Annotated in this window: 12 protein-coding genes; 4 read left to right on the forward strand and 8 right to left on the reverse strand. The window is 64.7% G+C overall.

The features are described 5' to 3' along the window. Position 1 precedes the first annotated feature (1 nt). A complete protein-coding gene (locus AC3WJD_RS06925; RefSeq protein ID WP_492745742.1) occupies positions 2–805 on the forward strand; it encodes a sugar phosphate isomerase/epimerase family protein in 804 nt (267 codons plus the stop codon). 367 nt (positions 806–1,172) lie between these two features. Beyond that, a complete protein-coding gene (locus AC3WJD_RS06930; protein ID WP_492745802.1) occupies positions 1,173–2,054 on the forward strand; it encodes an OmpA family protein in 882 nt (293 codons plus the stop codon). A 389-nt stretch (positions 2,055–2,443) separates the two neighbouring features. Here AC3WJD_RS06930 and AC3WJD_RS06935 read toward each other — a convergent pair whose 3' ends face one another. The 7 genes from AC3WJD_RS06935 to AC3WJD_RS06965 all read right to left on the reverse strand — a co-directional run bounded on the left by AC3WJD_RS06935 (position 2,444) and on the right by AC3WJD_RS06965 (position 9,641). Beyond that, a complete protein-coding gene (locus tag AC3WJD_RS06935) occupies positions 2,444–3,892 on the reverse strand; it encodes a dihydrolipoamide acetyltransferase family protein (protein WP_492745743.1) in 1,449 nt (482 codons plus the stop codon). Between the two features lie 5 nt (positions 3,893–3,897). Continuing rightward, a complete protein-coding gene (locus AC3WJD_RS06940; RefSeq protein ID WP_492745745.1) occupies positions 3,898–4,914 on the reverse strand; it encodes an alpha-ketoacid dehydrogenase subunit beta in 1,017 nt (338 codons plus the stop codon). Positions 4,915–4,933: 19 nt separating this feature from the next. Further along, positions 4,934–5,896, reverse strand: coding sequence for a thiamine pyrophosphate-dependent dehydrogenase E1 component subunit alpha (locus AC3WJD_RS06945; protein ID WP_492745746.1), 963 nt, complete (start codon positions 5,894–5,896; stop codon positions 4,934–4,936). A 41-nt stretch (positions 5,897–5,937) separates the two neighbouring features. Further along, complete coding sequence (locus AC3WJD_RS06950; RefSeq protein WP_492745747.1) at positions 5,938–7,146, reverse strand: acyl-CoA dehydrogenase family protein; 1,209 nt, start codon at positions 7,144–7,146, stop codon at positions 5,938–5,940. Between the two features lie 5 nt (positions 7,147–7,151). Then, on the reverse strand, positions 7,152–8,297 hold the full coding sequence (locus AC3WJD_RS06955; protein WP_492745749.1) for a thiolase family protein: 1,146 nt from the start codon (positions 8,295–8,297) through the stop codon (positions 7,152–7,154). Beyond that, the gene (locus tag AC3WJD_RS06960; RefSeq protein ID WP_492745751.1) at positions 8,297–8,680 is read right to left on the reverse strand and encodes a Zn-ribbon domain-containing OB-fold protein; all 384 of its coding nucleotides are present in this window, start codon (positions 8,678–8,680) and stop codon (positions 8,297–8,299) included. The genes AC3WJD_RS06955 and AC3WJD_RS06960 overlap by 1 nt, the downstream gene beginning before the upstream one ends. A gap of 118 nt (positions 8,681–8,798) precedes the next feature. After that, a complete protein-coding gene (locus tag AC3WJD_RS06965) occupies positions 8,799–9,641 on the reverse strand; it encodes a helix-turn-helix domain-containing protein (RefSeq protein ID WP_492745753.1) in 843 nt (280 codons plus the stop codon). A gap of 221 nt (positions 9,642–9,862) precedes the next feature. Between AC3WJD_RS06965 and AC3WJD_RS06970 the strand changes: the two genes are divergently transcribed. After that, positions 9,863–10,972, forward strand: a complete 1,110-nt coding sequence (locus tag AC3WJD_RS06970; protein WP_492745755.1) for an acyl-CoA dehydrogenase family protein — start codon at positions 9,863–9,865, stop codon at positions 10,970–10,972. Further along, a complete protein-coding gene (locus AC3WJD_RS06975; RefSeq protein WP_492745757.1) occupies positions 10,972–11,328 on the forward strand; it encodes an EthD domain-containing protein in 357 nt (118 codons plus the stop codon). Before AC3WJD_RS06970 ends, AC3WJD_RS06975 begins: the two co-directional genes overlap by 1 nt. A 5-nt stretch (positions 11,329–11,333) precedes the next feature. Here AC3WJD_RS06975 and AC3WJD_RS06980 read toward each other — a convergent pair whose 3' ends face one another. Beyond that, positions 11,334–12,344, reverse strand: coding sequence for an NADP-dependent oxidoreductase (locus AC3WJD_RS06980; RefSeq protein WP_492745759.1), 1,011 nt, complete (start codon positions 12,342–12,344; stop codon positions 11,334–11,336). Positions 12,345–12,388: the final 44 nt, after the last annotated feature.

The raw sequence follows: 12,388 nt of genomic DNA on the forward strand, positions 1-12,388 counted from the left end.
CATGGCGAAACGTCATCCGATCGCCATGGCCTCGGGCATCATGCCCGAAGCGACTCCCCTCCAGCTCGTCGAAGCCGCGGCGCGCGCGGGCTTCGACTATGGCGGGATGTGGATCGAGCCCGATCAGTGGACGCTGGAGACGACGCGCGCCGTGAAGGCGGCGTTGCGCGACGCGGGGTTGAGCCTGCTCGATGTCGAGGTGGTGTGGATCAAGCCCGGCCCGCACAATCCCGACCATGATCGCATCGTCGAGATCGGCGCCGAGCTCGGCGCGCGCAACGTGCTGTGCGTCAGCAGCGATCCCGACCGCTCGGCGACGCGCGACAAGCTCGGGCGGCTGATGGAAAAGGGCCGCGCCAACGACATCCGCATCAACCTCGAATTCGGCCTGTTCACCGAGGTGAAGACGATCCACGAGGCGAGTGCACTGCTCGAGCAGGTGGACTCGCCCGCGGCGGGGCTGCTCATCGACAGCCTCCACTGGAACCGCTCGGGGGGCACGCTCGAGGATATCGCCGCGCTACCGCGGCGCTGGCTGAGCTACGCCCAGTTCGCCGACGCGCCCGCCAAGGGGCCTGATCCGGCGGACGTGGCGGGGATTCTCGAGGAAGCGATCGACGGGCGCCTGTTCCTTGGTGAGGGCGGTTTGCCGCTGGAAGCGCTGGCCGCGGTCCTGCCGAGCGGCCTGCCCTTCGCGATCGAGCAGCGCTCAAAGGCTTTGCGTGACGCCTTCCCCGACCTGAACGCGCGCGCCGCGGAGGTCCTCCACGTCAGCCGCGAATGGCTCGATCGAACCTATCGATAGCATTGGCGGCTTTGACCCGCTTGCGGACGTTCGGCGCAACGACGGCTGGGCGCGACATTCCGGTCATTCAAGGCTGCTTCAGGGCTCACCGAAAGCACACGCGAAGCCGGCGCCAGACCAATGTTTCAGATGGGGCGGAAGCGGATACTCAATTTTACCTGAATGAGCTTCGTCTATACGGCGCACTCCGATCGGTTCACCGCACGACACGCTCGAATTAACCATACAACCGCGCCTGTCACCGGGCCTGTTCATCTGCGCGAAAGGTTTGTCCGAACACGCCGGAAATCCATGGTGCTCAGGTACGGCTACATGCCGCACATCATAACGAAGCCAGATGGAGGGGGGGCTGACAAGGAGTAACGTAATGAATGTCGTTTCCAAAAGCCCAAGAGTTCTCTTGCTGCTTGCCATGCTTGCCGGGACAGCGTCGGGCAGCCTGGCTGCGCAGGAGCAGGCCCCGCCCGAGGCCGACGTCTCGGCGACCGTATATAGCGAGCCTTCGCCCGAAGCGGCTGAAATGACCAAGGGGCCCAAGGTCGAAGGCATCATCTCCGCGCGCAGCGGCGACAAGATGCAGGTCACGGCCGCCGACGGCACCAAGACGATCATCGCCATCAACGACAGCACCCGGATCAAGGCCAGCGGGGGATTCCTGGGCCTCAATCGCAGCAATCTTGCCGCAACGTCGCTGCTCAACGGCCTGCCCGTCACCGTCGATACATTGCAGGGCGGCAGCGACCTGGTGGCGAGCCAGATCGTTCTCAAGAACAAGGACCTCAAGACCGCGACGATGATCCATAACGGCACCGACCAGCGCTTTGCCGAACAGACGGCGGCAACAGAGGCGCTGCGCGGCCGCATGGGTGATATCGACCAGTACAATGTCAAAAGCACGACGAACGTGAACTTCGACACCGGCAAGGCGGTGCTGTCCGCTGAGGCGAAAGCCGATCTCTGCGCCGCGGCTACCCAAGCGGAGGGGATGGACAACGCCCTGCTGCTGGTCGTTGGCTACACCGATTCCACGGGAAGCCAGGAATTCAACCAGGAGCTTAGCGAAAAGCGAGCCGGTCGCGTCGTCAATTATCTTCAGCAGGCCTGCGGCTGGAAGCCCTATCGCATGCTGACCCCCACCGGGATGGCCGAAGCGGACCCGGCGGCGGACAATACCACCGTCGAAGGCAAGGCACAGAACCGCCGCGTTGCGGTGAACGTGCTGGTCAGCAAGGGCCTTGACGGTCTGTAAGACGCGCGGGGTGGGCTTTGCCCACCCCGGACTTCTCGGCCAAGAAACGCCAGGTCGATCGTACCCGAAATTCAAACTTGGCGGCATTGACGCACGCAAGAATTTGGGCGGAAACAACCCGGCTGGCCGCCTGCCTATTCCCTTTTGTCCCCTTGCGCATCGCAACCGACGAGCGGCGATGCTTTGGGCCATGATCATCAACGCTGAGCCGACATGCGCTGCGTGGACATTCATTGAAATGTCCGCTTAGAGCGCAGCGGTGGCTTGCGAGCGGCTGCACCGTCGCCGACAGTGGTCGATCGGCCTTAAGGAGCGGATGTATGGAAAGCTGCTGTCAGGTTTCCTCCGCCCTGATGGCGGGTTCCGACCAAGGTTCCGCCCGGCTCCCGTCACGCCGTCAGCAGTGCCGGATCCTCGATCAGGGCCTTGAGCGTCTGCATGAACTGCGCGCCTACCGCGCCATCGATCGCCCGGTGGTCGCAGGACAGGGAGAGCTCGACCATCGTCGCGAAGCCGAGTGCGTTGCCGATCTCGATCGGCTGGCGCGTGCCCGCACCTACCGCCAGGATCGCGCCCTGCGGCGGATTGATGATCGCGTCGAACTGGTCGATCCCGAACATGCCGAGATTGCTGACCGAGAAGCTGCCGCCCTGGAACTCGTCCGGCTGCAGCTTGCCCGCGCGCGCACGCTCGGCGAGCGCCTTGATTTCGCGCGAGATGGCCGCGACCGAAAGCCGGTCCGCACCCCGCACGATCGGCGTGATCAGCCCCTTGTCGGTCGCGACCGCAACCGCGATGTCGGCGCTGCCGAAACGGTGGATCTCGTCGCCATGGACCTGGACGTTGACGTCGGGATGCCGCGCGAGCGCGATCGCCGAGGCGCGCACGATATAGTCGTTGACGCTGGGCGCCTCGCCCGTCGCCGCCTTGGCCTGTGCACGCAGGCCGAGGATCGCGTCGATGCGCACCCGGCTGCGCAGGTAGAAATGCGGGATCGTCGATTTGCTGAGGCTCAGCGACCTGGCGATCGCCTTGCGCATCGGCGACATCTTGATGATTTCGGCGGTGCCGGCGGCGGGGCGTTCGAATGCTATCACGGGCGCAGCGGCCGGCTCGGGTTCCCTGACCAGCGCGAGCACATCGGCCTTGCAGATGCGTCCGCGCGGGCCGGTCCCGCTGATCCGCGTAAGATCGACGCCATGCTGGACGGCAAGGCGCTTGGCGAGCGGGCTCGCATAGCAGCCGTCGAGCTGGTTGCCCGTCGGACTGATATCGACGGGCTCGCCGCCGCCCGCCGCTACCGGCGGCAGGGTCGCCTGAAGCACGTCCTGATAGGTGATCCGGCTGTCGCGGCCCGATCCGGCGATCGCTGCGATATCGACGCCGCGTTCCTCGGCCAGCGCCCGTGCGGCGGGGCTGATATTGGCGTCGTCGGGGATGCTCGCGACCCTGGGCGCGGGCGGGGGAGGCGGGGGCGCTGGCTCAGCGGCCTTTGGCGGCGGCTTGCCTTTGCCGCCCTTCGAGGCGGTGCTGGTGTCGGCGGGCCTGAAGCCCTCGACAAAGGCGTCGACCTCGGCAGCATCGGGCGTGTCGCCCGCATCGGCGAGCACCGCGATCAGGTCGCCGACCTGATAGGTCTCGCCCGCCACCGCAACGAGGCGGGGGAACACGCCGTCATATTCGGCCTCGACCTCGTTGGTGATCTTGTCGGTTTCGATGAGCGCGATGAGGTCGCCCTTGCTGAAGGGTTTGCCCTCCTCGACCATCCATTCGGCGACCACACCCTCGGTCATCTCGATGCCCCATTTGGGCATGGTGAACGCGCGCAATTTGGCCATCGCGGTCATCCTCGCCTGTAGGACATGAGCTTGAGCGCCGCCGCCTCGACCTTGTCGGCTGAGGGGAGATAGGCGCCTTCCAGCTCGCGCGCGAAGGGGATGGGGCTATGCGGCGCGGTAACCAGTTCGACCGGTGCCCTCAGAGAGGCAAAGGCCTTGCTCGCGACCAGCGCCGCAAGGTCCGCGGCGAGCCCGCAGCGCGGCGGGCTCTCGTCAACGATCATCAGCCGCCCCGTCCGTTCGACACTATCGAGAATCGCTTCCTCGTCGAGCGGGCTCGTGGTCCTGAGGTCGAGCAGATCGCAGCCGATGCCCTCCTCGGCGAGGTTGTTCGCCGCCGCTTCGGCAAAACCAACCATCAGCCCGGTCGCGAGCACCGTGATGTCGTCTCCCTGCGTCACCTGCCGCGCATGGCCGAAGGGTACGAGATATTCGCCGTCCGGGACTTCGCCCTTGTTGGCATAGAGCGCCTTGTGCTCGAGGAAGATCACCGGATCGTCGTCGCGGATCGCGCTGGTCAGCAACCCCTTGGCGTCGGCGGCGGTGGCGGGCATCACGACCTTGAGGCCGGGCATCGCGGTCACCATGCCGTGGATCGCCTGGCTGTGCTGGGCGGCGGCGTTGAAGCCCGCGCCATACACCATCCGGATCGTCACCGGGCAACGCGTCTTGCCGCCGAACATGTAGCGGAACTTCGCGACCTGGTTCCATATCTGGTCGAGGCACACGCCGATGAAGTCGGCGAACATGATCTCGGCGATCGCGCGCTTGCCGGTGAGCGACGCGCCCGCCGCCGCGCCGATGATCGCGCTTTCCGAAATCGGGGTGTCGATCACCCGGTCGGAGCCGTATTTGGCCCAGAGTCCGGTCGAGGTGCTCCAGATCCCGCCGATCGCTTCGGGGCCGCCCGGCGCGCCGTTGCCGCCAACGATATCCTCGCCCAGCATGATCACATTGGGATCGCGCGCCATTTCCGCGTCGATCGTCTCGAGGATCGCCTCGCGGATCATCTTGCTCGCCATGATTGTCGATCCCCTCGGCTCAGTAGCTGATATAGACGTCTTCGGTGACATGCTCGGCACGCGGCTTTTCGGCGGTCTTGGCCTCGGCAACCGCGCGATCGATCAGCGCCATCACCTCCTCGTCGACCGCATCGAGATCGCTGACGTCGAGCAGCTTGGCGTCAGCGACCTTGGCGCGGAAGACCTTGAGGCAGTCGCGCTGCTCGCGAATACGGTCGAGCTCGCCCTTGCCGCGATAGCGTTGCGGGTCGCCCTCGAAATGGCCGAAGAAGCGCTCGGTATCGAGCTCGATCGCGGCGGGGCCGTTGCCTGCCCGGCAATATTCGATCAGCTCGCGCATCGCGTCATAGACCGCGAAGAAATCGATGCCATTGGCCATTTCGGCGCGCATCCCGAACGCCGCGGCGCGCGCGGCCATGCTCTCGGCGCCGACCGCATAGGCGACCCCGGTATGCTCCGAATAATGGTTGTTCTCGAACACGAAGATCACGGGAAGCTTGAGCACCACCGCAAGGTTCATCGCCTCGAAGGTCGTCCCCTGGTTGCACGCGCCATCGCCCGAAAAGGCGATCGAGACCGTGCCATTGCTCTTCGCGGTAATCCCGGCGCCGACGGCAAGCGGGGCGCCCGCGCCGACGATGCCGTTGGCGCCGAGCATGCCCACCTCGATATCGGCAATGTGCATCGATCCGCCACGCCCCTTGCACAGGCCTTCGCGGCTTCCGTACAGTTCCTTCATCATGCCGAGGACGTCGCAGCCCTTGGCGATGCAGTGACCGTGGCCGCGATGCGTGGAGATGATGTAGTCCTGCGGGCCCAGATGCTCGCATACCCCCACGGCGCAGGCTTCCTGCCCGGCATAGAGATGCGTGAACCCCGCGATCTCGCCCGTCTGGATCTCGTCATGCAGCCGGTCCTCGAAGGTGCGGATCGTCTTCATCTGGCGGTATGCCCTGAGCAGCGCGTCACGGCTGAGCTGCATGTTTCTCTCCCGTCGTCATTGTCTTCTCGTTTCCACCAATTCTATAGTCCGAGCACGGTCTTGGCGATGATCCCGCGCTGGACCTCGTTGGTCCCTCCGAAGATCGACCAGGCGCGGCTGTTGAGATAGCGCGGCGCAGCAAGCTGGGCGGCCTTGCTGTAGAGCGGCTCAGGGCTTCCATTGCCATAGAGCGGGCGCTGTCCCTCGAGCGCGAGCCCCGAATAGCCGAACAGCCGAAGCGAGAGCCCGTCGACGCGCTGGCGCAGGTTGGAGGCGACGAGCTTGACGAGCGATGTCTGCGGTCCGGGCGGCAGGCCCTTGGCAAGCTCCGCCAGAATGCGCAGCTCCGTCGTCTCGAGCGCCTGCGCCTGAAGCTCGGTGCGCGCCAGCTCGGTCATGAATGCCAGGTCATGCGCCATGACGCCGCCCAGCCCGTCGGGTTCACGTGCAGCTTCCTCGCGGATCTTGACGAGATCGCAAAGCAGCTTGGGCGCATGGCAGGATCCGCCGCGCTCATTCTCCAGCAGGAACTTCGCGATCGTCCAGCCGCTGCCTTCCTCGCCCACAAGGTTTTCGAGCGGCGCGACCGCGTCGTCGATGAAGACCTCGTTGACTTCGTGATCGCCCGCCAGCCCCCGGATCTCGCGGACCTCGATGCCTGGCTGGCGCATATCGATCAGGATGAAGCTGATGCCTCGCTGGGGCCGTGCGTCCGGATCGGTGCGTGCGAGGCAGAACATGTGCGTGGCGTGGTGCGCATGTGTCGTCCACAGCTTGCGGCCGTTGATGACATAGTGAGCGCTGCAGCGTTCCGCGCGTGTCTTGAGGCTCGCGAGATCCGATCCGGAGCCGGGTTCGGAAAAGCCCTGGCACCAATAGTCCTCACCGCTCAGGATACGCGGCAGGATTTCCCGCTTCTGCTTCTCGGTGCCGAAGCGGCAGATGACCGGGCCGAGCAACTTCAGTCCAAGCACCGGTAGTCCGGGCGCGTCCGCCAGGGCACATTCCTTCTCGAAGATATAGCGCTGTACGGGCGTCCAGTCGGTGCCGCCGCACTCGACCGGCCAGTGATAGGCAAGCCAGCCCTTCGCATTCAGAATGCGCTGCCACTCGCCGCCGATATCGGGTTCGACAAAAACCGTCGGCGTCGCCTCCATCCCCGCCCGGAGATAATCGGACAGGTTGTCGTCGAGAAAGGCGCGAACCTCGTCGCGAAAGGCTTGGTCCTGAGGGGAGAATCCGAGTTCCATCGCGCCTAACGCTCCAAAATCGTCACGCCCGAGACGCCGGGCGCGCCGTAGACATGCGTGTAGGCGGTCTTGGGATTGTTCTGCGCCTGACGTCCGCCGCCGGCGCCGCGGAGCTGCACGACATTTTCATAGACCTGGCGCAGGCCGGATGCGCCGATCGGTTCTCCGCAGGCGAGGCAGCCGCCATCGGTGTTGATGGGGAGGGCACCGTCGATCCTCGACCGGCCTTCGGCAAGCCATTGCTCCTGCTCGCCATCGGCGCAAAAGCCGTTTTCGGCCATGTGCATGATCTCGGCGCCCGACTCGGTGTCCTGGATCTGCGCCACGTCGATGTCTTCAGGGCCGATCCCGGCGATCTCGAACGCTGCACGAGAGGCGAGGATTGTCGACGATCCCCCGCGTTCGATATCGAGGCTGGGCGCGAAGACCTCGAAGGAGCCGGGCGGCCGGCTGCGCACGCAGGCCGCGCGGACACGAATCTGGTCGCGGCCGAGCGCGCGTGCCTTCGCCTCGCTGGCGAGGATGAGCGCAACGCCGCCCTCGGCCGGCGAGCAGAACATGAATTTCGATAGCGGATCGCTGACCATCGGGCTTTCGAGGATGGTGTCGAGGCCGACCGCTTCACGGCGCCACGCATGCTCGGCTCGGGCGCCGTTGGAGAACGCCTTTTCCGCGACGCGGCCGAGCGCTGTCCGGGTGATCCCGTGCATCTCCATGTAGCGCTGGAGCTTCATGGCGAAGAACTGGGTCGTCAGCATGAGGCCGGTTTCGCCATACCAGTCGGGCAGGCTGTATTCGGAAGGAAGCGCATTGAACGCGCCGCGCGGATGCTTGTCGAAGCCGATCGCGATGCCGAGATCGTACTGGCCCGACGCGATGCCGCTATAGACGCCGAAGAGCGCAGACCCGCCGGTTGCGCAGCCATTCTTGACGTTGATGAACTGGAGCCCGGTAAGGCCCAGCTCGTTGACGATCGTGTCGGCGGCGCCCGCCGCGTCCGATCCCCCATAGCCGAACTGGATATCGCGCCAGTCGAGATCGACGTCGGCAAGCGCCTGGCGCACCGCATAGGCGCCCTGTTGCAGTCCGCTGCGCCCCTCGGTGCGGCCGAAGGGGTGGATGCCGATGCCGATGATGTAAACGTCCGCCATCACACGGTCCCGCTCGCGGCGGGCTGGAAGGCATAGGTTATGAGCGTGTTGCCCCGTTCGTCGGTTGCAAAGGGCAGGAGCGTGGTTTCCACCTCCATGCCGATCCTGAGATCGCCGAAGTCGACATTGGTAAGCCGCGTTTCGACGATCACGCTCTCCGGCAGCTCCACATAGCCGACCGCGAAGGGTTCAAATTCCTCGGGCCCCACATAGGGAGGACTCTTGGGGCGGAAGCGCTGGACGGTCCAGGACCAGAGCCGGCCCCGGCGCGGCAGTGCAACCTCCTCGAACCGCTCGCTGTCGTCAGGGCAGGGAAAGACGATCTTGCCCGTCTCGCGATTGCGCCCGCCGATCAGGTGCGGTTCCGCGCTGCTGACGAACACGCCTTTCGCAATGGCGACATGGTTGGAAATGACACTGCTCCCGTCTCGATACTGTGCGATCGACTATGGGAAAGGCCACCTGCGAATTCTTCTGTAAGAAAGCATAGGTTGCCCGCGCTCAGGCGTGGGCGGGTATGCCCCCGGTTGCCGAATGCATCACGGCGACGCTGCCCAGATAGCCGAGCTGGGTCGCCTTGAAGACCGTCTGGCTGCGATTGACCGCCTCCAGCTTTGTCGCGGCGTTGTGAATGTGGAAGCGCACCGTGGCGCAGCTCCGCCGGATGATCATCGCGATCTCGACATCGGTCTTGCCGACCGCCGCCCAGCGGAGACATTCGACCTCGCGCTTGGAAAGCCGGCAGTCCTTCGGAATCCAGGGCCTGCGACAGGTGACGCGAGAATAGCCGCTGATGAAGCGCCGCGAATGATATTCGAGCTGGTCCGAATAGAGTTCGAACTCGCGCGACAGGTCGTCGCGTCCATCATCGATCGGCGAAAAGCTGATGACGCCGATCTGGCCGAAGGGCAGGTGGATCGGCACGACGATCACCGTGCTGGCGTTCACCATCTCCGAAAAATGCGTGAGGTCGATCGACTCGAGCAGGGGGTTGGGCGCGCGGGTATGGATGCCCTTCGCATTGGCCCAGAACGGATCGCTTTCGTAACGGCACGCGATCGGAAGCGGTGAACTGAGGGCGAGCAAGGGCTTCTTCCACCATTGCTCCTTGGAGCCGGGCCAGCCGAACACGTCGGAGGCGAGGATATTGCCCTCCGCATCGTGCATCGGCATTTTTGATGCGATGTTGTCGCACGCAGCGACGCGGAAATTGCCCAGCTCCCGTGCAATATCGCGAAGGGCCTCCGCCGCGGGGCGGATATCCGCCGCGCATGCGATCTCGGTGGGAACGGTCCTGCTGATCCGAACGGCGCTTTGTTGTTCTGTTGTTGCGTCTCGATCCACGCAGGCGCTCCTGGCTTCGCCTGTTCTCTCCATATCCTGAAGCTACTCCGAGGACGCCGTAGGGGCAAGGCGCCGCAAACCTATCAATTAGGATAGGTCCGCGAGTCCCCCTAATCGGCGAACTAGCGGAAAGCGCAGGCGTTCTGCGGCAATCGGGCCGGTTATCTATCGTGGGAGTGCGAACCTTGCGCAGCAGACGGTGAAATCCAGGGGAAGGGCGTTTGAACTTTGATCTGAGCGAAGAGCAACGGCTGCTTCGCGATCTCCTCGACAGATATGCAAGCGACCGGTACGACCCCCTCCGGCGGCTGGAATATGTTCGCGAGACCAGGGGCTTCTCCGGCGAGGGCTGGCAGCTGTTGGCCGAAACCGGTCTGCTCGCCTTTCCCTTTTCCAGTGATCTTGGAGGACTTGGGGGCGGGAGCGACACGCTTATCACGGTCATGGAGGCGCTGGGCCGTGCGGTGATGACCGAGCCGGTGCTGCCGGTCCTGCTGCTCGCCGGCGGTTTGATCGAGCGCGGCGGGACGGAGGCTCAGCGAACGGCATGGCTGCCGCGGCTGATCGAAGGACGCGGCTTTGCCGCCATGGCCCATGTGGAGCGCGGCCAGCGATTCAACCTCGACGCGGTTTCAACCAGAGCGTTTGGCAATGGCGGTTCTCCCCGGCTCGAAGGTGCCAAGCAGATGGTGCTGGGCGGACCTTTCGCCGACATGTTCGTAGTATCGGCAAGGTGCGAGACGGGCACTCTGGGACTCTATGCTGTCCCGGCCGACGCGGACGGCCTGACACGGCGGGATTACCGCCTGGCCGACGGTTCACTGGCGAGCGACATCACGCTGGTGCAGGTCGCGGCAGAACCGATGGCCGGGGGCAAGGCCGCGCTTGATGCGACCTTCGCTGAAGTGCGGCTTGCGATTTGTGCCGAACTGCTCGGCCTGATGACCATGATGTTCGACGCGACGCTGGAGCATGTGAAGACGCGTGAGCAGTTTGGCCAGCCCATCGGGCGCTTCCAGGCGATCCAGCATCGCATGGCCGACAACTACACGCGGCTCGAACTGAGCCGGTCGCAGCTTTATCGCGCGGCGGCGATAGGGGCGGACGATCCCGCGCACCCGGACACGCTTGCAGCTGCAAAGGCCTTTATCAGCGAGAACGCCGTGGCGTTGGGCGAGGATTCGATCCAGCTCCATGGCGGCATCGGCACGACCGAGGAGCTGATGGTCGGCCAGGCCTTCAAGCGGGTCGTACTGCTTTCCTCGCTCTTCGGCGACAGCGACTGGGAGCTTCGGCGCTACGTGCAGCTCTCGGCGGGGCGGACGCACTGATGTTCAAGTTCGTGACGCTGTTGAAGCGCCGCCCCGGCATGAGCCGCGAGGCGTTCGTTGATTACTATGAACAGCATCACAGCCGGATCGGGATCAAATATCTGAAGGGTTCCGCGCAGCGCTATTTCCGACGCTATCTGCTCCCGGTTCCCAATCCGCTCACCGGACAGGAGGATGAGCCCGAGCATGACGTGATCATGGAGATCTGGTTTCCCGATCGCGCCACCTTCGAGGCGACGATGGCGCGACTGGTGTCATCTGAGATCGCCGCCGAAATTGCGGAAGACGAGGAGCGGCTTTTTGACCGCTCCAAGCACCGGCACTTCTTTGTCGAGGAGCATGAATCCGCGGTGTGAGCAATTTAATCGGTCAGGTGGACCATCGTCTTTCCGACGTTCCCGCCCGTGAAGAGCTTGCCATAGGCATCCAGCACCTGCTCGAGCCCTTCGGTGACGTCGAACTCCATGCCGACACGGCCCGTCTCGAGCCAGGGGCGGGTGAGGCGGTTGACCTCCTCCCCGCGGAAATAGAAGTCGGGCGAGAAGAAGCCCGCGATGGTCAGCCGCTTCATCAGCACGAGATCGAACGTGACCGGCCCCTTTCGCTCCGCCTTGTCATAGGTCGAGATCAGCCCGCAGACCGCGACGCGGCCGTTCATCGCCATGTTGGGAAGCACCGCATCGAGCATCGGCCCGCCAACGCAGTCGAAATAGCAGTCGATCCCGCCGGGCGCGATCTCCGCCAGACGCGCGGAGACATCTTCGCGCTTGTAGTCGATCGCCGCGGCCAGCCGGTATTTTCCCGTCAGCAGTTCGACCTTTTCGGCGCCACCCGCAATGCCGATGACGCGGCACCCCATCTCACGCGCGAATTGGGCGGCGAGCAGCCCGGTCGCGCCGCCGGCGGCCGAGACGAGAACGGTTTCGCCCGGTCGGACACGGCCATATTCGGTCAGGCCGACATAGGCGGTCCAGCCATTGGGGCCGAGCACCGCGAAATGCTGGCGCATGTCGGGGATCGTCTCCAGCTTCCAGATGTCGCCCATATCGGGATAGAGCACCGAATGATCGGCCCATTGGCCATAGGCGCGCACCAGATCGCCCTCGGCAAAACGAGGATGGCGTGATCGAACGACGCGCCCGAGCACGAAGCCGATCACCTTGCTGCCGAGCGGGGTCGGATCCATGTAGCTGTCGGTCCTGGAGGTCATCCACATGCGCGTGCCCGCGTCGAGCGAGAGCCAGAGATTACGCACGAGCAACTGCCGCTCGCCGATTTCGGGCAGCGGCTCCTCGACGAGCCTGATCGACGCGGCGAAGTCGGTGCCCTCGGGGTAAGACTGCAATTGCCAATAGCGGTTGGTCTCGGCCATTCTCGTTCTCCGGACGCGACAATGGTCGGTCGCGCAATGAAGGG

The sequence above is a fragment of the Sphingobium sp. FW306-1B-F04DB genome (genome assembly GCF_058781925.1).